General features: G+C 47.5%; 18 protein-coding genes. 10 read left to right on the top strand and 8 right to left on the bottom strand.

All coding sequences use genetic code 11. From position 1 onward, the window contains the following. Window positions 1-132: 132 nt before the first annotated feature. From C4S60_RS08765 to C4S60_RS08725, 9 genes are read left to right on the top strand one after another with little or no spacing between them, the layout of a single operon-like run. Window positions 133-1,437, top strand: coding sequence for an anaerobic sulfatase maturase (locus tag C4S60_RS08765; protein ID WP_103879981.1), 1,305 nt, complete (start codon window positions 133-135; stop codon window positions 1,435-1,437). Window positions 1,438-1,448: 11 nt separating this feature from the next. Beyond that, window positions 1,449-1,979, top strand: a complete 531-nt coding sequence (locus tag C4S60_RS08760; RefSeq protein WP_103879957.1) for a hypothetical protein — start codon at window positions 1,449-1,451, stop codon at window positions 1,977-1,979. Next, window positions 1,976-2,977 (top strand): tetratricopeptide repeat protein, encoded by a 1,002-nt coding sequence (locus C4S60_RS08755; protein ID WP_103879956.1) that lies wholly within the window; start codon window positions 1,976-1,978, stop codon window positions 2,975-2,977. Before C4S60_RS08760 ends, C4S60_RS08755 begins: the two co-directional genes overlap by 4 nt. Before the next feature lie 4 nt (window positions 2,978-2,981). Beyond that, window positions 2,982-3,992, top strand: a complete 1,011-nt coding sequence (locus tag C4S60_RS08750) for an AAA family ATPase (RefSeq protein WP_103879955.1) — start codon at window positions 2,982-2,984, stop codon at window positions 3,990-3,992. Between the two features lie 6 nt (window positions 3,993-3,998). Then, on the top strand, window positions 3,999-4,949 hold the full coding sequence (locus C4S60_RS08745) for a DUF58 domain-containing protein (RefSeq protein ID WP_103879954.1): 951 nt from the start codon (window positions 3,999-4,001) through the stop codon (window positions 4,947-4,949). Further along, the gene (locus C4S60_RS08740) at window positions 4,936-5,412 is read left to right on the top strand and encodes a DUF4381 domain-containing protein (RefSeq protein ID WP_160111350.1); all 477 of its coding nucleotides are present in this window, start codon (window positions 4,936-4,938) and stop codon (window positions 5,410-5,412) included. The genes C4S60_RS08745 and C4S60_RS08740 overlap by 14 nt, the downstream gene beginning before the upstream one ends. Window positions 5,413-5,420: 8 nt before the next feature. Further along, window positions 5,421-6,440: a vWA domain-containing protein gene (locus tag C4S60_RS08735; RefSeq protein ID WP_103879952.1), complete on the top strand. Its 1,020-nt coding sequence runs from the start codon at window positions 5,421-5,423 to the stop codon at window positions 6,438-6,440. After that, the gene (locus C4S60_RS08730) at window positions 6,437-8,059 is read left to right on the top strand and encodes a vWA domain-containing protein (RefSeq protein ID WP_244183065.1); all 1,623 of its coding nucleotides are present in this window, start codon (window positions 6,437-6,439) and stop codon (window positions 8,057-8,059) included. Before C4S60_RS08735 ends, C4S60_RS08730 begins: the two co-directional genes overlap by 4 nt. Beyond that, window positions 8,060-9,298, top strand: coding sequence for a BatD family protein (locus C4S60_RS08725; RefSeq protein ID WP_103879951.1), 1,239 nt, complete (start codon window positions 8,060-8,062; stop codon window positions 9,296-9,298). A 48-nt stretch (window positions 9,299-9,346) separates the two neighbouring features. Here C4S60_RS08725 and C4S60_RS08720 read toward each other — a convergent pair whose 3' ends face one another. The 8 genes from C4S60_RS08720 to C4S60_RS08690 all read right to left on the bottom strand — a co-directional run bounded on the left by C4S60_RS08720 (window position 9,347) and on the right by C4S60_RS08690 (window position 20,827). After that, window positions 9,347-11,302: a hypothetical protein gene (locus C4S60_RS08720; protein ID WP_103879950.1), complete on the bottom strand. Its 1,956-nt coding sequence runs from the start codon at window positions 11,300-11,302 to the stop codon at window positions 9,347-9,349. A gap of 632 nt (window positions 11,303-11,934) precedes the next feature. Beyond that, window positions 11,935-12,111: a hypothetical protein gene (locus C4S60_RS23645; protein WP_167390965.1), complete on the bottom strand. Its 177-nt coding sequence runs from the start codon at window positions 12,109-12,111 to the stop codon at window positions 11,935-11,937. Window positions 12,112-12,395: 284 nt separating this feature from the next. Continuing rightward, window positions 12,396-13,895 carry an efflux transporter outer membrane subunit gene (locus C4S60_RS08715; protein WP_103879949.1) on the bottom strand — a complete coding sequence of 500 codons (1,500 nt, stop codon included), beginning with the start codon at window positions 13,893-13,895 and terminating at the stop codon, window positions 12,396-12,398. 3 nt (window positions 13,896-13,898) lie between these two features. Continuing rightward, the gene (locus C4S60_RS08710; RefSeq protein ID WP_103879948.1) at window positions 13,899-16,970 is read right to left on the bottom strand and encodes an efflux RND transporter permease subunit; all 3,072 of its coding nucleotides are present in this window, start codon (window positions 16,968-16,970) and stop codon (window positions 13,899-13,901) included. A gap of 9 nt (window positions 16,971-16,979) precedes the next feature. Next, a complete protein-coding gene (locus C4S60_RS08705; protein ID WP_103879947.1) occupies window positions 16,980-18,062 on the bottom strand; it encodes an efflux RND transporter periplasmic adaptor subunit in 1,083 nt (360 codons plus the stop codon). A 96-nt stretch (window positions 18,063-18,158) separates the two neighbouring features. Beyond that, window positions 18,159-19,040: a LysR family transcriptional regulator gene (locus C4S60_RS08700; RefSeq protein ID WP_103879946.1), complete on the bottom strand. Its 882-nt coding sequence runs from the start codon at window positions 19,038-19,040 to the stop codon at window positions 18,159-18,161. Between the two features lie 120 nt (window positions 19,041-19,160). Then, window positions 19,161-19,919 carry a DeoR/GlpR family DNA-binding transcription regulator gene (locus C4S60_RS08695; RefSeq protein WP_103879945.1) on the bottom strand — a complete coding sequence of 253 codons (759 nt, stop codon included), beginning with the start codon at window positions 19,917-19,919 and terminating at the stop codon, window positions 19,161-19,163. Window positions 19,920-19,936: 17 nt separating this feature from the next. Then, a complete protein-coding gene (locus C4S60_RS08690) occupies window positions 19,937-20,827 on the bottom strand; it encodes a PfkB family carbohydrate kinase (protein WP_103879944.1) in 891 nt (296 codons plus the stop codon). Window positions 20,828-21,095: 268 nt separating this feature from the next. Here C4S60_RS08690 and yihU point away from each other — a divergent pair, with 268 nt between their 5' ends. Next, window positions 21,096-21,989 (top strand): sulfolactaldehyde 3-reductase, encoded by an 894-nt coding sequence (gene yihU, locus C4S60_RS08685; protein ID WP_103879943.1) that lies wholly within the window; start codon window positions 21,096-21,098, stop codon window positions 21,987-21,989. The last annotated feature ends 4 nt before the right edge of the window (window positions 21,990-21,993 follow it).

Raw genomic sequence — 21,993 nt, 5'->3', positions numbered from 1 at the left:
AACAGAACATTCCGCGTCGCTAAGCAGTAAATTTACCGATTACGGTACAAAAAAGTAGCGAGATAATAGCGACTCAATGAACACAAGGAAGCGCCAGTCACACGGTTCGTGACCCCAACGCGAGGCTTCAACATGTCCCAAAAAACACAGCACTTCGGCCAGACTCTTCCCCTTAATGAGCCAGCTAAACGCATGAGTATCATGACCAAACCGATTGGTTCTGCATGCAATATTGATTGCTCGTATTGCTATTACCTGAGTAAGGAAGAGCTGTTGGGACATGAGAAAGGCTGCAGCAGTCAAATGTCTCCAGATATGCTTGAACACTACATCAAGTCTTACATAGAACAACAAAACTACCCGGAGATCGTGTTTCACTGGCAGGGCGGAGAACCAACGCTGCTTGGCGTGAATTTCTTTCGTGACGTTGTTCGTCTGCAGAAAAAATATCGCCCGAAAGGGGTGAAAATAGAAAACAACCTACAGACCAATGGCACATTGCTCAATGATGAGTGGGGCAAATTTCTCAGCAAAAACAACTTCATGGTCGGACTGAGCCTGGATGGCCCGGAAATGATCCACAACACCTATCGCACTAACCGTTCAGGTAGAGGCACGTTTAAACAGACGATGAGGGGCGTTGAGGTACTACACAAGTATCAGGTGAATTTTGCCACGCTCACTTGCGTCAACAATATTTCAGGTGCTAATCCGCTGGAAGTGTACCGTTTTTTACGAGACGTGGTGCGTTCACCACAAATGCAGTTTATTCCCATCGTTGAACCTAAATCATTCAGAGATACCGCTCCTCAGCACTGGCCTGAGTCGGAAGTGCTGTTTCAGGGTATGCCAGAAACTGAACCAAGCCACCCGAATTCAATCGTTGAACCCTGGTGTGTGTCGGCAAGTCAGTGGGGTACGTTCCTCTGTACCATTTTTGATGAGTGGCTGGAGAATGACATTGGTCAGGTTAACGTGCCTTATTTTGAAGCGTGTGTTGAGTCGTGGATGGGACGAGTTAACCCTCTGTGTGTATTCGCTCCGATGTGTGGTAAGGGACTGGCAATTGAACACAATGGTGATGTTTTTGCTTGCGATCACTATGTGTATCCCGAGTACAAGCTTGGCAACATCAATGACGTAGCGCTGGAAGATCTCCAGTTTTCAAAAGGTCAACAAGAGTTTGGGAACGCCAAGGAAGGCACTCTTCCCAAGCAGTGCCGGGAATGTAAATACCAGTTTGCCTGTTTTGGTGAGTGCCCTAAGAATCGGTTTATCAAAACGCTGGAAGGGGAAAGTGGCCTTAACTATCTGTGCGGTGGTTGGAAGCAGTTCTTTACTCACATCGACCCCTATATTTCGATGATCGTTGCCACCATGGGATACCCGGTTCACAAAGGCATCAATGCTGATGCGATGAAGATCCGTTTTAAATAGGAGCCTGAAACATGAACCAAGTTCGTAGAATGATGATCTCAAGTTTGTTGGCAGTGTTGGGTTCTCAAGTGCAGGCTCAGGATGTAGAGGCATTGTTTCCTCCCAAGCAGGTCGAAAAGATGATTGACGTAGCATTCGAGAATATGAGTATCCGCTACACCTCTTTCGCTACACAGTTTAATTTTTGCCAACAGCAACCTAAACATGCTGAGTGTGGTGAACCTTATCAGCAAAAACGCACTCAGTATCAAATTGCCAAGGGGAATCATGATGTCCTGGAGCAGGTCTATAGTCAGCAGATGAGAACCCTGGTGATGCCCGAAATGGCCTATACCGACTTGGTCGACTCGTTGCGCGATCTCGCTTATCTGCCACAAGGCCCTGACGCAGACACCCGTTATGTGGACACCTTGCACGCAGTCAACGAATGGCTGAGTCTTCATGACATGCCAAACACTGAGCAGGTTATGTTCCTTCATGCTCTGATGATAAAAGCGGAAGCGATTAATCAGCAGATACGTGATGAGGACGTGTCATCATGACGTTGACCAGTTGGCTACGTCATAGCGGGATGATGTTATTGATGTTGATGAGTGGCATGGCTCATGCTGCTTCCGATTCAATAGAAAATCCTGCAGGAATGCGAGAAGCTCAGCTTTCTGAAATGTCTCAAGATCACTCTTTGCCTTTGAATCAGCGTGTTGCCGCAACGATAATGCTGGGAAATTATTCAGGAGCCAATGCACTGATTGCGGTTGGCAGAGCCTCGCGTTCGCAACACATTGAGCTTAGGATTGCCAGTATCAATGCCGCGCAGCGTTGGCAAGGCAGAGCAAAGTGGGATGTGGTTTCACCGCTACTTGATGATACCGAACCCAGAGTCCAGAGCCGTGCGGTCAGAGCGTTAGCCCCTCTCTGGTCAAAGCTTCCTGACAGTTATCGCAGGGCGCTCGCCCCGGCCATTGACAGGCAGATAGCCGCCTCAGCAGATACATCTGAAGGACGACTCGAAAAAGCCTGGCTGTATCGAATGCGCCAGCAATATGAAGAGTCAGAGCAACTGCTGTTGTCAGAGTGGCAATCCTTTGAGCAGCCAAGAGTAGCGGTCGCCTTGGCTGAACTCTATAGGGATACCAACCGCGAGGCCTTGGCATTGGATGTTCTTGAGCAGGGAGTGGTCGCTCATTCAGGAAGTGCCTTACTGCATCACAGCTTAGCATTGAGCTACTGGCGAACTCAGCAGACTCGTCAGTCAATTGATCACATGCGCCAAGCTTACAAGATTGAACCTCAAAACGCGCACTATGCGTATTTGCTGGGACTGATGCTCCTTGAAGCAGAGCCAAAACAAGCATTGACACTGTTTGAAACTGCGTATGTTCAGCAAGGGACACCTCAATATTTGTACTCCCTTTGTGAGGCGAAGCTCGCGGTCGGTGAGACGGCAAAGACCTGTTTGTCTCAATTAAGCAAGTTTTATCCAGAAACGGCCATCATTTCACTGACGAATAAATATTCCAACATCCAGAACATCAATTAAAACAATGACTATAAATAACGTTTCGCACTTGCCTTTTGTTGAACTCATCGATCAGATCAACAGCAACATTGTCGGTCAACAGCATGTAACCAAATCGATGATTATCGCTCTTTTGACCGGGGGCCATATTCTACTGGAAGGGCTACCGGGGACGGCTAAGACGCGTGCGGTGAAGACATTGGCGGATGCCCTGAATCTGGCATTCAGCCGGGTTCAGTTTACCCCGGACTTGCTACCTTCGGACATTACAGGAACACAAATCTATCAGCATGAGGAACGAAAGCTTTCTTTTCAGCCTGGCCCGATTTTTAGCTCAATCGTACTGGCTGATGAGATCAACCGTTCCCCTGCGAAAGTACAGGCGGCTCTGCTAGAAGCAATGGCGGAAGGTACAGTGACCGTTGCGGGGGAGTCGAAATCACTGCCTCAGCCTTTTATGGTGCTAGCCACGCAAAACCCCATTGAACAAGAGGGGACTTATCCGTTGCCAGAAGCGCAGATGGATCGATTCATTATGAAAGTATCCGTAGATTACCCGAGTGCTGAGGCGGAAATGGATATTATTCGTCTTGTCCGAGAAGAAGATAAGGCTGGTGAAGAGCAAACGCTGCCACAAGACCGTGACCAAAAGTTCCCTCAGTGGCACGAACGTTATTCCATTGATACTTTGCTTGAAGCAAGGGAAGCGGTCAAAAATGTGTATGTCTCAGATGTTATCGATCGCTACTTGGTTGATATTGTCATCGCAACACGGTGCCCGGAACGATACAAACATAGTGAACTGGCCAATTGGATTGAGGTGGGTGTCAGTCCTCGGGCATCCATCGCACTGGATCGATGCAGCCGAGCACATGCGTATATATCTGGGCGTGACTTTGTTTCTCCGGATGATGTCAGAGCGATAGCGCCTTTCATCTTGGGGCATCGTCTGACTTTAAGCTTTGATGCTATTGCCGATGGTGTCAGTCCGGACAAAGTCGTAGATGAGCTTTTACTCCAGGTTCCGTTGGGTTAACTACTGGTGGCAAATCGTATTGACCCCAGAATCGCTGTCACCGTCAGCGATCTGATGCTGACAAAGCAAAGTTCAGGGGAGTTTACCCTGCCTTCTTCGCATCATATTGTGAGCCGCCTTTCTGGCGGGCACTTATCTGGCTATCGAGGCAGGGGACTGGACTTTGAAGAGTTTCGGCAATATCAGTCTGGTGACGATGTTCGCAACATAGACTGGTTGGTGACGATGAAAACCAATCAGCCCCACTTACGGATATTCCAGGAAGAGAAAGATCGTTCAGTACTGTTCTGTGTTGATCATAGTCGTCATATGTTTTTCTCGACATTGGAAACAATGAAATCGGTGGTTGTCGCTCACGTAATGGCGGCATGCAGCTGGCAAGTCTTGAGGCAGGGGGACCGTGTTGGCGCTATGGTTTTTGGTGATAATTCATCGGATTGGTTTCCACCACGGCGCTCTCAAGGTGAACTACTTAATGTATTTCGAGCTTTGGCAGAGCGAGGCCTCGATCTCGCAAAGAAGGATGACAGCAGAAAAACGAGTGAGCCTGAGTATAACTTAGATCATGCGTTGTACCGTCTGTCACTAAAGAAACCCAAAGGTGCGCTCATCGTGCTGATTAGTGACTTCTCTGACTTTGACTCTCAGAGCATCCGGCGGTTGACTCAGTTAAAGCGGCATAACGACCTGATGTGTATTGCGGTTCAAGATCCAATGGAACAGTCGCTACTGGTTGATGAAACCCTCTGTTTCAGTGATGGAGAGTACCAGATAGCGATAGAACCAGGGTTTGCGGCCAAGATTGCCAACTACAACTCAAGTTGGCAACGGCGTCAACGCGACGTCAAAGTAAGTTTGCAGTCGATGGGCATTCCCTACGTTGAACTTGATACCTCTGGCGAGCATTTATTTCAGCTGACAGCGCAGCTAAATGGAGGAAAAAATGTCAAAAAATAATATTCTGCTTAACGATCTTATCGACCCTGTCACACCTGAGGCTATTAGATTTTTTCCTGAGACTATCGGTTGGAAAATGGTCGCCGTTGTATTGTTGGTGACGAGCGCTATGCTGCTGTTTAGAACAATACACAGGTACCGCTCAAATAGGTACAGAAGGATTGCACTTAAGGCGATTGGCGCGTTATCAAAGAGTCATGCAGGTAACTATTTGATTGCCCTGAACAGCGTACTAAAACAAGTCGCCTGTCATCGCTATCCTTTTTCCTCGGTGGCATCGTTGCATGGGGAGCAGTGGCTGGTTTTCTTGAGCAATAAAATCCCTGAACCGGGTTTTGCGAGTACGATCGCTCATCAGTGGCAGCAGAATCTCTATACCGCCAATAGTGATATCAACTGGACACCAACCGAACTACGGCAACTTGAGTCACTGGTGTGTGACTGGATTAGAAATCATCGCTAGGAGGCAAGATGTTCGAACTGGAAAACCCAGGGTTGTTATTGTTGCTTCCTCTGCCTTACCTTATTTATCGCTGTATCCCGGACTATCAAACAAAGAGTGAGGCACTTTCTGTACCATTTTTCGGTCGTTTGGTCTCGGCTTTGAACCTACGAGCAACTCATGGTGCTGTCAGCCTCACACCGAGTCGATGGCAGAGAATATCACTATTGGTGACTTGGTTGATGTTGGTGTTCGCGGCCGCCAACCCTATGTGGTTAGCTGCGCCACAAACCCATCAATTGAGTGGACGCGACCTGATGCTGGTGGTGGATCTGTCGGGCTCGATGTCGGAAACAGACTTTATTGACCGTTCAGGAGAGTCTCAATCAAGACTGGCGGCGGCGAAATCGGTACTTACTCGTTTTAGTGAGCAACGCGACGGTGACCGACTCGGGCTGATTTTGTTTGGTGATGCTGCCTATCTCCAGTCTCCTTTTACTGCGGACCACCAAGCCTGGCTGACTCTGCTGAAACAAGTTGAGGTGGGAATGGCCGGAGAGAGTACCCACTTAGGTGATGCGGTGGGGTTGGCGATCAAAACCTATCAAGACAACACGCGCCAGAGTTCGACAGACAAGGTGGTGATTGTTTTGACTGACGGTAATGATACCAACAGCCTTGTGCCTCCTATTGATGCGGCAAAGGTCGCGAAAGCGTATGGGATTCGACTGTATATGGTGGCGATGGGCAGCCCGAATACATCAGGGGATCAGGCAATTGATTTTGAAACCATGGTTCAGATGGCCAAACTCACCGGAGGGAAGGCGTTTCTGGCGATGTCGCCTGATGACCTTAACCAAATCTACCAGACCATTTCTGAGCTAGAGCCCAAACTATACCAAAGCTTTACCTATCAGCCGAAAACCAGTCTGCATTATCTGCCGGTGCTAATGGCGCTGCTTAATCACTTGTTATTTATGTTTTATCGATTTTTGAAAAGCGAATACTGGTCCCGAGTCAGAGTGAACCATGCAAGGAGTGAAGGGTGATAAACAGCGATTTATTCATCGAGCAGTTTCATTTTTTAAGGCCGCATTGGTTACTGTTATTGTTACCGCTGTCTGCATTGATTTACTGGCGCTGGCGAAGAGAGGAGCAGGCTACAGCGTGGAAGAGGCGTTTGCCACAGCACCTTAGGCAGGCACTCTTGGTGAATGAAGCAACATGGCGCAGCAACCTGCCCTTAAAGGGACTGGCGCTGGTTAGCGTGATAGCAACGGTCATCGCTGCGGGCCCAAGTTGGCATCGACAAGCTTCGCCTTTTGCTGAAGATGCGGCACCGCTGGTGGTGGTGTTGGATGTATCAAGCTCCATGCTACAAACCGATGTTGCTCCAAGTCGTCTGTTTATCGCCAAACAAAAGATCTTGCAACTGCTTGAGTTGCGAAACCGAGGAAAAGTATCGCTGGTGGTGTTTGCGGGAAGTGCTCATCTGGCCATGCCGCCAACTATGGATCTTGCGGTGTTTGAACCGCTTCTCAATGCAATAAAACCCGGGGTAATGCCAAGGGAAGGTAAGTTTGCTGAATATACACTATCGCTAGTCCAGTCTTTACTGGAGACTGGAGGTGCTCCGGGTTCTGTGTTGTTGGTGACAGATGGCTTGAGTGATAGCGCAGTAGCAGAGTTTGAGCGCTATTTCTCGGGGAAAGAGCATCAATTGCTGATTTGGGGTGCAGGGCAAACGCAGTCAGATGTCAGGTTTCCGTTAGAAGAGCAAAGACTGTCGTCGCTGGCTCGTAACGCGTCGGGTGAATGGGTTGTCTTTACCGTCGATCACAGTGATGTTGAAGTGCTTGCCTCATCAATTGCGCAGCATGCCAAATTTACCGGGGGAGAGAATGAACCTTGGTTTGATTCGGGATATGTTTTGCTGGCACCGCTGATATTGCTGTACTTGCTTTGGTTCCGTCGAGGATGGTTAGTGCAGTGGAGCATAGTTTTAGTGATGGTCAGTGGCTTGAGTTACAGTCCGGGCACCTACGCAGAATCTATCGGTTGGGCAGATATTTGGTTTACTAAAGACCAGCAGGGTCAGCAACTGTTCAATCAGCAGCAATATGATAAGGCCGCAAAAGTGTTTCAAGAGCCTTACTGGAAAGCGACGGCATTTTATTTCGCCGGGGACTATCAAAGTGCACAGCAGTATTACCTTAGGGTGGATACTGTGGAAGCTCAGTTAGGTGCTGCGGCATCTCTGGCGCATCAACGTGAGTATGTCGCTGCGCGTCAGTTGTATCGGGAGGTCCTGGAAAGTAACCCAGGTAATAGGACAGCTTTGCACAACCTTCAGTTGATGGAAGCGATTATTAAGCATATCAATGAGTTCTCCGAGGGCCAGTTAAGCAGTGGCGAAATGGAGAGTAGTCAGGAGCTGGGTAACAATCCCCAAACCGCGGATGGCGTGACTCAAGAGTTGGATCCATCCCTAGTGAAAGAAGAGAAACTTTCGGCTGAAGAATTGCTCACAAGCTCGGCGGCTCATGATAAGTGGATGAAGCGTGTCGACAGCGAGCTGGGTGTGTTTCTGGCCTATAAGTTTCATCGACAGCTGGAACTGGGGTTAGCCACTCAGAAGCTCATTGCACAAGTCGAGGAGGCGAAGTAGATGAATCGTGTCCGTCTCGTGCTTTTCCTTATTCTTTTGGTTATCAAACCGCAGGTATCATTGGCCAATGACATGGCGTCATTACAGCAACAGGGGCGGGTCTCGGTGGAAGCTTTTGTTTCCAAAGAGAAGACAGTGTCACTCCACCAACAGGTGACATTAACCATCGAAGTGGCTACCGACACCTGGTTTACTAAGGGTACCAAAATACACCATTTTGATGTGTACAATGCATTAATAGCGAACCGGAGTGCTTTTGCGGTCAATTCTGCGCAGCGTCGACATGGAAAAACCTACGCGGTACAGCAGTGGGAGATGACGCTCTATCCGCTGGCGACCGGTGAGATTATTGTTCCCAGTATTACGGTTCAAATGCAGGTGAAAGGTGATAACGCTAACATTGAGGGCTACCTCGTCACGCACCCCGTCACAATTAAGGTGAATAAGCCGTCGGCGCAGATGAATCCAGATAACTTATGGTTGGTCAGTCCCTCTGTCAATCTGACACAACACTGGTCACAGGTGTCATCGAATTCGGATGAAATGAATGTAGGAGATGCGCTGCAGCGTTCGGTGAGTCTGGACGTGCAGGACAACACCATCATGCTGATACCGGAGTTACTGGCTAAATCAGTTAGTGACCAGGGATATCAAAGGTATGTAGAAACGACAGAGAAGCGTGATAGTGCTAATAGAGGTGATCATTTCGCATCACTAAAACAGCAGGTTACCTATGTGTTTGAGCAACCGGGTCAGTTTGTCATCCCCGGTATTGAGATCTATCAATGGAATCCAGAGACGCAGACCATGGAGCGGCATACGCTGAGTGACAAAACAGTGTCGATTAAGCACACGTTTGGCAGTTATCTGCGTACTTACTGGTTGCGCCTGAGCTTTGGATTCGGCGCTTTGTGTTTTGTTACTCTGATGCTTTACCGCTTAGGGCAGCGATATCAAAAGGCCAAACAAGAACAGAAGTTGCCGTTAGTCTGGCTATTTCTGGCTGCGCTGTGGGAATTGGATCAAATCAGTCTGGAAAATCTGCTGTTACGCAAACTGCTCAGACGCCACTGTTACCAGTTGTCTGAGGGGAGTTGTCATCCTCGCTACCAAGAGTGGGTGAGACGCATAACCACGCAACGGTACTCGCACAATGCGACAGGCGTGAACACATCGTCACGATTGGCGTGGCTGAAGATATGGATACTGGCTGGCGGTGAGAAAGGTTATGGAGGGTAACCCAACAGGGATGGGGGAGTAGTGTGTTCTCTTCTCCCCAATGCAAGGTTACTCAATATGAGAGTTGGAGCGAATCTTGCCATTCAGGGTGCCTGAATCACAGGTAATGGTAAAGTCAGCTGCTAGCTTATGGTATTCGTTCGGGGCGCCCGTTTCAGAGTTTACTCCTTCTACAACCACGTCATCTTCCAGTACGTCCAGATAAACACTGGACTTCATGCAGTTGTAGTTGAGGGTGTTGCCATCAACAGAAAAATAAAAGTCACTATCCGAGTTTGAGCCGTTGTAGCCTTTATACACGTACCCGTGTGTCATATTGGTCAGCTGTAATGTAAACGTCTCTCGCAGGTTGTAACCGCTGTCAGCCAGATTGGAAATATAGGCGTCAGAACTGGTAATGTATCCGTTCGACTCTATCACTTTCATGTAATGCTGATTAGGATCTCTCCAGTTTTGGTCGGTGTCGTAGGAAACAAATGAACGTCCTTTGACCGGATCCTCAACCATGAGAGAGACGACGTGCGTTGATACTCTGTTGTAAGGGTCGGTGATTTGTGCCTGAAACTTGTAAATCTTTCCGGTTTGCATCATTGAGGGGTCAATAGTGGCCTCGGTCGGATTTATCTGATTTACCTCGATCGAGTGGTCTTTGACGATCTGAGACCATGCGACGCTGTAACTGCTGCTGTCTCCAGTAACATCTACAGGCTTGAGAGTGAACGGTGACAAGTCTTCTATGATCTGATCTTCTGTTACAGAGACTTCGAAGGTTTGATGCGTGTTGAATTCAAGCCACGTAAATACCCCTCCTGTCAGATTCGGAAACTCAAGCGTATAGTCCGCATCAACCGGAAGATCTTCCAGCATCTTGACGGTTACCCAAGGCCCGTCTGCGGTGACAACATAGTTATCAGGCGACACAGTAGAGTAGTCGTAACGATTGTAAAAATGCGAGTCCGCTAACTGTTCTGGTTGCGGTGCAGGAATGATCAATACAGTTTGTTCTGGCTGGAGCGGGTGTTGAGCCGATTGGTCTAGGTTCGGAGACTGATTTACGAATAGTCTCTGTTCGTCGGGTCGGTAATCAGAGCCAAATTCTCCCGGGAAGACCGCTCGTCGGGAAGGGAAGGCAATAATTGCTCCTGATGTCATATCTGACCAACTGACATCAATAGATTCTCCGCTCCCACTGGCCTCAATTTTTGCCCAATAACGGGTGCTGCCGGGACTCACGGAAGCATAGCTGCCATTAGCACCATAGATTGTGTATTTGCCCGCCGTCGGGTATTGCAAAATCGTACCTTGTAGTGGCGAGGACGTGCGGAGAGATAACGTACCATCGAAAATTTGAGGCGCAGAGATATTGGCGTAAGCGGAGGCAGAGTAGCTGCCTGTCAGGTAATCTAACTCCCTTACAACTTCGCTCTGGTGAAAAAAGATAGGAGTACCATCGACCGTGATTGCCTCGTCATTGTTTAAATGGGCGGTAAGCTTGATGTTGTGATCAGTCATTAACGCCTGAGTTATGGACGCGTCGTATTTCACGGTAAATCGCTGCCCATTATGGTCATATTCGAGCACATCAGTGGCTATGTTCGCTGCGAACTCAAGGTACTGGCCGTGTTTGCTTAAGTGCTCAAAAATCACGGTCGTTGCGCCAGTAATTTGTTCTTTTCCGGTAATGTCACAATTGTCGAGAGCAAGAGAGAGCGTTGAACCTGTTAGCCGGGCAGAGAATGTGCCGGCCTCTGAAGCGTTGGTCTGGCAGTCGCCGCTGATCGCGCCGTCTGTAACAGAAAGTTGATGTAATACACTGATGATGAAGTTCGTCATGGCTACTGGCTGTTCCAGTGTCTCTAGACTGTTGGCCGCAACAGCAGCGCTTTGTGCATCTAGCGCCGCAGAGCCCCCGGAACTGCCGCTGGCGTCTGCCCCTCCGCCACCTCCGCCGCAGCCACTTATTAATCCAGCCAAAACCGACGTTGCGAGTAATCTAAATTTCATGATGAATAGCCTTATTTCATATTATTTTTGCCAACATGTAATTCAGCGCTGGTTTACTGACTAGCAAAAGACGAGCACATCGTAAGCCATTACATTGTTGATATTGTTGATTTTATGGTTGGAAAATATACCGCATAGATGGCGGTACAAAGTGTGATGGAGTATTAACTCTAGATTGAACAAAATGTGATGAAGTGTTCAGTTTGAACTGATTGACCACTTGTCCCCTTAAAAATTATTAGAGGCTTGTTCCAAATTTAATGGTGAAAAAAGGAGAGAAATAGTAGAAGGAGCAGAGAAGGTCAGTATACAACTCACCTTCTCTTTACTACGGCGTTTATTGTTCTACATGGTAAAACACCGGGCAATAGGTTTCACATTCCAGCTCAACCGTTTCTTTAACGATATTGTCGATACAAAACGAGATGCTCTGCTCTGTACCACCAAAATGGATTATAGGGATTGAAATCGTGATTGCTTTAACAATTGAACCCCAAAGCAAAGAGCCTTGATATATAATTTGGGGTTTAAATTGTTCGCTCGGTTTGTCGAATGATTTGTATATGTGAATTCGCCAAAATTTGGCACGACGACGCTTTGGGGAACACGATCCCTTTCTCTAGACAGGCAAGTTACTTGCTATGAGAACCGGTATCAAATGTTGGGTCGTCAGAATGTTGCGATTTCAACAGCTCGTCTTCAAGCTTTTGCTTTTCGTGCATAGCTTCAATGAGTTGACGATCCAACGCTGCGAAGTACATGTCCTCTTCAGCTTTGCCTCGTAAGCGAAGTTTTTCTGTGAAGTCCATTTGTAGCCACCTCTGATGTTATGACTAACTACTGTAAGTATAGATAACGCAGAGGAGAGAGGTGTGCGTTACAGCAAGATATTAATAGATCCCTTATTCACTTGATGCGTGGGCAGCAAGTCAGGTTGACCAAGGTTTTATGAGCATGGGCATCGATCTGCAGCGTCCGGTGTGGGAAGGGAAGTGCACTGTATATCTATGAAATGTTAAGCAAAGTGACTGATTACAAAAAGTGCCTACAAGGTCGTAGGCACTTCATTTTTATTGGGTCGTAAGCCAAACGGTTAAGCGTCGTCGTTATCTATGCTTTTTAAACGCCAGTCTCCACCGAGTGACTTGTAGAGTCCGACGGTCACTTGCGCGGTTTGCAGTCTTGCGGCAATTTTCCGATCCTCCATTATGCGTTGCTGACGTTGAGCGTCGAGCAGTGCAAGGTGGTTAATCAATCCCGCTTTGTAGAGTGACTCTGCCTTGCCAACGGCGTTGGTGGAGGCGTCGAGCGCTTGTTGCATTCGTTGTTCATTTTGTTGACTGCGTCCATAGGCAAACAGCAGGGAATCAACCTCTTTGATTGCTGTATTTACCGAATGTTCGTAGGCGAGGGCGGCGCTGTTAAAACGAGCCTCGTTTAACTCGACCATTGCTTCACCACGACCGCCGTCAAAGATATTCCAACTTACACCAACAGCCGCGGCCCATCCTACAGAGTCGCCATTAAATAGGTCATCGAAACTACTGGCGGTGACACCTGGCGCTCCTGTTAAGAAGAATTTCGGGTACTGATTGGCGATACTTGCTGCAACTTCTTCGTTTACGGCGGCCATCTCTCTCTCGGCGATGCGTATATCTGGGCGACGTTGAAGAAGATCAGAGGGCAACCCTACTGGTATAATACCCTCGATGCTTGGGAGTGTGTCTCGGGATGCGAGCCGAGCGTCCACCTGTGAAAGAGGTTCGTCAAGCAGCATCGCCATTCTTTGTTTGTGCACTTGTTGCGCGATTTCCAATTGAGGAATCACGGATTGTGTTGCCGCTAACATCGTTTGAGCCTGAGCCAGATCGAGCTCCGAACCATAGCCACTTTTAACCAGCTTTTCGACTAGCTTCAGAGTCATTTCCTGATCAGCGAGGTTAGCCTTAATCAGCGTAATACGCTCTTGTGCGCCCCGGTATTGTAGATAGTTATGAATAAGATCTGCGGTGATCAGGGTGTTGAGCCCAGACCGGTAAATCTCAGCTTGTTCCACACGTATGCTGGCAGCATTGGCCTGTCTGTCGATGCGTCCGAATAAATCCATTTCCCAACCAATACTGGCGCCGGCAAAGACACCATCATGTTGATTATCGAGTAAGGTCACCGAATCCAAGGGGGTCCCTGTCGGCGTGGTACTGCCAATCGGGTTCAGAGCGGGACCCAGCAGGGAATCGTTCTTACTTAACTGATAATTAAAATAACCAGCTCCGATATTGACGGTAGGAACCTTGAAGGAATTAACAACCGACTGATAACTGCTTGCCATCTTGATGCGTTGGGAAGCGATCTTGATCGGAATGTTCTGCTGCTGAAGATCTGAAACCATTTGGTTCAGAGATTCGTCGTTAAACTGAGTCCACCAGTAATCATTCTCGGCAACTAGCTCGTGATGGTCATACATATAGGTCGCAGCTATTGTCGTCTTTGGCTCGGTATAATCGGGCCCAATGGCACAGCCAGTTAACGTTATTACCAAGGCTAGAGGTGTCAATTTAAGAGCCTTTGCAAGGCGCTTTTTGTGTACTTTCATCTTTTATGCCTCTTGCTCGTGTGAAAGGAGTTTGGTTGTTTGTTGCTCCGTTTCCGATCTTGACTCTTTATACGCTAATCGATAAAGAGCAGGCATGACAAAAAGCGAGAGGACGGTCGCAGCGGCAAGGCCTCCAATGATGGTTGCTGCCATTTGGTCGAATAGCAAATCTGAAAGCAGAGGTATCATACCAAGCGCAGTCGTGAGCGCACCCATCGAAATGGCCATCGTACGATTGATGGTGGCAGACTTTATCGCATCGCAAAGGGATAAGCCGTTTACTCGTTCTAACTCAATCTGGTCCATTAACACGATACCGTTTTTAATGATCATCCCCATTAATGTGATTGCACCGATCAGTGCCATAAAGCCAAAGGGCTTGTCGAACGCCAATAGTGCGAAGCTCGCGCCCGTAGCGGCTAAGGGGATAGTTGAGAGAATAATGACAGGCTGCTTAAAGCCATTAAACATTGCGACTAAAATCACCACCATAATGATTAACGCCTTTGGAAGGTGGGTCAGTATGTCAGAGACGGCCTTGTGCTCATCATAATACTCGCCACCCCATTCCATGCTGTAGCCGGAAGGCAATGGAAGTGCTTCGATTTGTTCCTTGATAGCATTTCGCACTCGGGCTGGCGTACTATTGCGGTCAACATCTGCCTGAGCCGTAATGGTTTTTACTCGGTCCCGACGCCAAATCATGCTTTCTTCTGTTTTGAGTTCAAAACCATCAACGACCTGACCGAGAGGAACACTGTGTAAGCCCAGCAATGATTTGACGGGTAGGGTCTCGAGAGAGGCCATCGTCTGCTCAGAGCCGCGAAGCTGGATAGCAATGAGTTCATCATTGAGATTCATTTGTCCTATTGGCATTCCGTCTGACGCACGTTTCATTGCAAAGGCTATATCTGTACGATTAATGCCGGCGCGGCGGGCTTTATCTTCGTTAATGATAGGTATCAATACTTTGCTTTCCTGACGCCAGTCATCACGCACGTATTTTGCGTCAGGGTGTGTCGCCATAATTGCTTTCGCTTGATTAGCTAAATCATGCAACACAGCTTCATCTGGCCCAGAGAATCTTGCCTCTACCGAATATTTGTCAGCGGTGGCAAGCTTGAGCGCTCGAAATCGTGGTTCTGCATTTGGGAACTGCGTGTTGATCCAGGCGTCCCCGCGTTCTACGAGCTCAGAGATAGAATGGTAGTCCTTAGTATTGATAAGTATCTGCCCATAAGCCGGATCGAGCGGCTCCGGCTCGACGGTCACAGAAAAGCGTGGAACACTGCTTCCAACTGCGGTAGCAATGCTTGTTACCTCTGGCTGTTCTAGTAGCCATTGCTCGATTTTTGCCATATCTGCAGAGGTTTGCTCGATTTTTGCACCGTTAGGTAGCCAATAGTCGAAAAAGACGACGGGTCGGTCTGATTGGGGAATAAAGTTGATGGAAATCAACGGAATCACCAGTGCTGTGGTGACGACCAGCGGTAGTAACGTCGCTAAGGCCTTTTTGGGATTGTCTACCGTCCAACTGATGCACTGTTTATATCGGTTAAGTTTCTCTGTTTGATCGTCTTTGCGAGGTTTCAAAAATAGCCAGCACATTAACGTTGTGAACGTCATGGCAACGAGCCAGGACAATAGAAGCGAAGCGGCAATGATGTAGAAAACAGATCCCGCAAATTCCGCCGCATCAGTTTTGGAAAACAAAACAGGACTTGCACCCATGATGGCAATGATCGTCGCACCTAGCAGAGGCATTGCGGTTTCTTTGACGGATTCAAATGCTGCTTGAGTTCGCTCAACCCCCTTGTTTAATTTGGCGATCATCATATCGGTAATGACAATGGCATTGTCTACCAACATTCCAAGCGCAAGAATGAAGGTACCCAAAGACACTCGATGCAAATCAATGTCGTTGATGTTCATGTATATCAGCGTAAGAAGAATGGTCAGCAGTAAGCTACTACCGACGATGCTGGCGCTTTTAAAGCCCATAAAAATCAACAATACGATGAAGACGATGGCGACACTTTCCGCAAGGTTACTTACAAAATTATCGATAGACTTTTGTACTTCATCGGGTTGATAGGCGATGGTAGAGATCTTGACACCAAGTGGCAGGCTGGTTTGATAGTCGTCGATGATTGAGCGAATTGTGTCGCCCAGAGATACAACGTTAATACCACTAACAGGGCTCACAGCCAGTGTTACTGAGCGTTCGCCATTATATCGGTTCTCGGTCAGTGCAGGCTGGTGGTAACCCATAGAAACATCTGCCACGTCGCCCAGACGTATCAGACCGGTTCCGAATTCACTTACGCCGCCTTTAATGACAAGGTTGCGGATATCGTCTAATGACTGGAATTGACTGCCCTGATGTACTCGAATGCGTTCACTTCCTGCATCAAACTTTCCGGCTTCGAATGTGGTATTGCTGTTATTTAACTGGTTCCAGACCTGAGCCACAGATAGGCCGTACTGTGCAAGCCTTTCATCCGGAAGATCGATATAGACCGAGCGTGGCTGAATACCGTGCAGCTCTATTTTCTTGATGCCTTTGACGGTTTTTAGGCGACGCTGCAGTTCTTCTGAATATCGACGTAGCTCCTCCGGACGCGCATCATCACCATGAATGGCAAAGAGCATGCCGTACACCTCAGAGAACTCATCTTGAACAATGTTGATCTGAGCGGTGCTAGGAAGCTGCAATTTGACATCCTGAACTTTACTGCGCAGTAAATCCCATTGTTGTGGCAGGAGCTTTGAATTTAAACTCTCTTTTAAATCCACAAACACCATGGACACACCCGGGCGAGAAAGTGAGCGTAAGCGGTTTAGTTCGCCCATCTCCTGAAGTTTGGTCTCGATTGTATCTGTAACCTGTTTTTCGACTTGTTCAGCAGATGCACCGGGATAGAGTGTTACTACAACCGCTGTTTTCACTGTGAAACTCGGATCTTCGAGTTTTCCCAGATCGAAGTAGGAATAAATCCCAGCAATAATACTGAGTGCGGTAAAGAACAGCAGAAATGTTCTTTGACGAATAGCGAATTCGGCAAGTTTTATCATGGTCCTTTCCTAATTTGTTCTCAACACGACAGAGTTTGCTTTGTCGCCATCCTGAAGATAGTGAGAGCCGCTGACCACAATGTAATCTTCATCCTGCAGATCACCTGCGACACATGCCTGGTAAGCATCAAGTGAGCGAAGTTCGACAGGCGTATAAATGACGGTGTTGTTTCTTACGATATTGACGTGCAGCTCTTCTTTCTCTCCGACAACTGCTGAGTAGGGAACACAGTGAGTATCTCGCTTTGTTTTGTGAGCGGTTGAAATGGTAACTGACTTACCTTCAAACAGTGATGGATGCTCTGAATCTACGGCATAAGTGACGGTGTAGGTTTGTTTAATCAGATGTGGAACCGGAGAAACCTCAGTTACATGGGCCTGAACTGCTGCTTCAGACTGATACCAGGACAGGTTACTGATGTCACCAACGTTAAAGTTTTGAATCATGTTTTCAGGCACGTCCACTTCGACATCAAAATTAGACTGATCCTGTATAGTGACGACAGCGATGCCCGGAAGAACCTGTTCGTGCTGTTTGAAATCGACACGACCGATGACACCATCAAATGGTGCCACAAGCTTGGTATAGCTCAATGTGTCTTTGGCTCGTTGAATGTTTTTTTCTACCACTTTGATCGCTGACAGGCTTCGTTCGTAGCCACTGGTGGCACGATCGAGGTTGACACTAGCAATGGCATTGTCTTGCGTTGCCTGCTTTACTCGGCGAAGTTCCGCTTTTGCAAGTTTGTGCGCAGACTGCGCTTCTAACATCTTGGCTTCTAATTCTTCCAGTGCGACCTGATAGTCATGAGGATCGAGCTCGGCAATCAAGTCGCCTTTTGAGACTGACTCACCAGTTTGTACGTGAAGATGGTTTAACGTGCCCGGTATTCGAAATGCGACATTGACAGTCTCATGGGCGCGTACGATGCCACTAAAGTGCTTGTTTGTGGTGTGATTGGCCTGGTTAACTTTCACCACCTGTAGGGGATTTTGACGTTCTGGTTGTGGCTCGAGAACCTGTGCCTGGTTACAACCCAACAAGGCCAAAGATGCAGTTATGCAAACGGCCAGTTTGTTATTTCTGTTCATATAATGACGCTCCTCTTGGTGGGCGCTATCTTATAATTGAACAGCGTTCAAATAATCCCTCTGTTGTGAGACTTAATGTCACGAATTTCGTGACAATCAGCTCAATTTAGGTAGCTCATTAGTCAAGTGTTCGAGTAGTAAGCGACTTGCCATGTTGAGTGTCGTTGGTTGAGGGTAGAGGAGCCAGCCGTACTCGTTGCATGTGTTTATTTCGGGAAGCAGTTGCAAAAGGGTGCCGTTGGCAATCTCTTGGCTGACCATCATCATCGGCAGGAAGCTGATACCACGGCCGAGAATGGTTGCGCCCTTAACAAAGCCAATACTGTTGGCAATTAGCTTGGCTTTGACGGAGATTGTTTGTTCTTCAAACTGCCACTTGTTGTCAACGTCACCGCTTGGCCAGCGGTAACAAATGCATTGATGATCGAGAAGAGATTGTAGTGAATCCGGTGAGCCGAACTGACTCACGTACTGGGGTGAGGCAACCAGCACTCTTTCGTAGCGAATTACTTTTCTGGCGATAATGTCTGAATCGAACAATTGACCGCCGTGCATTGCAATATCGAGACCTTGTTGAAACAGTTCATTGAAGCCATTGTTGATGCTTCGTATATCCAGCTCAATGTCTGGGTATTTGTCGTGAAAATCAAACAATATCGGCTGCAACAAGTCGTAGGTTTCTGGCAAAACCCCTAATTTAACCTTACCCGAAATCAACGCGTTCGAATCAACGACGGAACGCTGTGCGCGATCAAACATTTCAAGAGCTTTGGAGATTTCTTCAAAATAGCTTGAGCCGCTGTTGGTCAGAGACAGGCTGCGAGTGGTCCGGTGAAACAGCTTTGTTCCGACACTTTTCTCTAACTCATTGATTCTGCGACTAACGTTTGCTCTGGGTAAGTCGAGGGCTGTCGCAGCTGCCGTAAAACTCCCCAGTTCGACAACTTTGATAAAAAGTTTCAAATCCGCGATTTTCATTGGTTGTCCTGTTAGCGTAATAATATTAACCCACGTTCAGTGCGACACGCCCGCCATAAACGTAAAAAAGCCCACCGTCAGGTAGGCTTTACTCTACTGATTTAGTCGAATTGCCAATAACTACTGGCAGACCTCGACCATTGTATCGCCTTTATTCACAATAGACTCCAATTCCTTACTTAGCGGAGCATCGGTAAACAGCCAGCTGGCGTTACTGATAGGGCCCAGCTCGATCGAGCCTTTTGGAATGAACTTGCTCGAGTCTAAAGCAACCATCACATGTCGGGCAGACTTCATCACGGTTTGGGTTATCAGTGTTTCACTCAAATCATACTCAAGCAGTGTGCCATCAACATCGATCGATGCTGCACTGGTGATTAGATAGTCGAAGCGGAAGTTAGAAATGAAATCTAATGCTTCGGTACCTACAATACCACCATTGAAGGCTTTGACCTTGCCACTGGGTATCAATACGTCAAATGTTTTGTTACCGTGTAACACGTTCGCGACACGTAAGCTGTTAGTAATAATCTGCAAATTACTTTTGTTCAGTAAGTGACTTGCAATCACTTCGGCTGTGGTGCCAATAGTAATAAATACCGTAGAGTTGTCGGGAATGATCTCGGCAATACGTTTTGCGATAGCGTTCTTTTGTTCCGTTTCCGACACCTTCCGAACTTCATAGTCGAGGTTCGTTTTGGTCGCTGGAGAACTGGCACCACCATGATGACGTATGACGAGTCTATCTTCACTTAGCTTTTTGATATCTCGACGAATGGTTTGAGTCGAAACGTCGAGCATTTCTGCTAGCTCTTCAACGGTGTAATATCCTTTGTCGTTGACGAGCTGCAATAATTTGTCTTGTCTTGGATTAGTCACAACAACCCTTCTTTTTATTATCTGTTTTCTATATGGTCATCCACTTCTTTTCGGGTTGGGATACCTTCACGGCCACCGAGTTTGGTACATTTGATGGCTGCGACGGTGTTGGAAAAGACGATGGACTGACGTGCTTCCATTCGCTCTGCGACGGCGACAGCAAGTGCTCCGTGGAAAACGTCACCGGCACCTGTAGTGTCGACAACGTCTACTTTAAGCCCTGCCTGATGTGCGAGTTCGCCGTTTTCAAGCCAGTAACATCCTTTAGACCCGACAGTAACATAAACTCGTCCTGATGTCATTTTCTGAGCGATTTTGAGACCTTCGACAGGATCGCTTTCACCAGTGAATTTTTCGAGACCTGGCTCACTAAATGCGACGTGATCGGCAAGTTTTACAAGCTCATCAATAGGTTCTGGCGTGATATCGGCATCAAGAACAGAAGGAATACCGAATTTCTTCGCTTGTTCTAGTGCATATTTTGCGCCATTAATCCAACGTACATCTGTCAGAATTGTGGAATATGTCGAAAAATCAACATTTTTAAGTGGAGAAGCATCTTTCGACAGCGACTTGTCTTGATAGTTGACGATCATACGTTCACCTTCTTCATCGACAATGACGGCTGAAAATGCAGATGATGCGCCGGGAATACGAATCATCTTGTCAACACCAACGCCATAACCGGCGAGTTCGGTTTGCATCACATCAGCGACACCGTCACAGCCAACACGGCCAATAAAGTCAACTTCATGACCGAGTCTGGCAGCCGCCACAGCAGCGGTAGCAGCCGGGCCACCGCCTACTTCAAAATAATCGTGTGCAACGTATTTGCCTCCGCTCGTCGGAAGCTGAGAAACCAATTGCACTCGGTCTAATACCGTAATACCTACACAAGCTATTGCCATTTTCTATCTCTTATCACTTTTACGTCATTGGAAAATATAGGTTAACACGTCACCATGCCAGGATACTTTTGAGAGCCCTTACTCACAATGAGCGGTTTACCTTGTTGATGATGTCCATTATACGGTCAAAAATCTCTTTGGATGAGAGTATTCTCACAAAACGAATATAAATGGACATAAAACGACAAAATGTGACAAATGTAGTGGTTATAAATTTTCGGTTGTTTATAGTAAATAGCAATTCAACAACAGAACTAAGGACTTTTTCATGTCAACAGTAGGTTTTATCGGTCTAGGTCAAATGGGTAGCCCAATGGCTGCAAACCTGATTAAAGGCGGCCACACTCTTCGCGTATTTGATATTAACGAAGCTGCTGTGAATCAGTTGGTTGAGCTAGGTGCTACTGCGGCTAAATCTCCGGCAGAAGCAGCGGTAGATGCTGAATTTGTGATCACTATGCTGCCAAATGGCGCATTGGTTAAGAATGTACTGTTCGGAGAAAACGGCATTACCGAAACTCTGGACAAGCAAGCGCTGCATATTGACATGTCAACGATTCACCCGTTTGAAACTGATGCACTTATCAAGCAGATGACAGATAACGGCTTCTCGATGATGGAAGCGCCGGTAGGCCGTACATCAGACCACGCCATCAAAGGCGAGTTATTGATTCTGGCTGGTGGTTTGAAAGAGCAGATCGAAAGAGCACAACCTTTGTTTGATTGCATGGGCTCTGAAACTATTGATGTTGGCGGTCCGGGTAAAGGTATTCGTGTTAAGATCATCAATAACTACATGAGTATTGCACTTAACGCACTGTCTGCAGAAGCAGCAACGCTGTCTGAAGCAATTGGTCTGGAATTCGATGCGGCAATGAAAGTGATGAGTGGCACACCGGCAGGTAAAGGTCACTTCACCACAACCTGGCCAGGTAAGGTGCTGGCGGGTGACTTGTCTCCAGCATTTATGGTTGACCTTGCGCATAAAGATCTGGGCATTGCGTTGGATCTTGCTAACCAAGTGAACGTACCGATGCCGTGTGGCGCAGCGTCTCGTGAACTATATAGCATTACGCGTGCTGCGGGCCGTGGTCGTCAGGACTGGACGGCAGTATTTGAGCAACTACGCGTAACCTCTGGTCTAGAACCAAAAGTAAAATAATAAA

The organism is Vibrio hangzhouensis (genome assembly GCF_900107935.1).
GTDB lineage: Bacteria > Pseudomonadota > Gammaproteobacteria > Enterobacterales > Vibrionaceae > Vibrio > Vibrio hangzhouensis.
The sequence above is the reverse complement of the archived record's forward strand: the minus strand, read 5'-3'. Positions and strand labels throughout refer to the sequence as shown.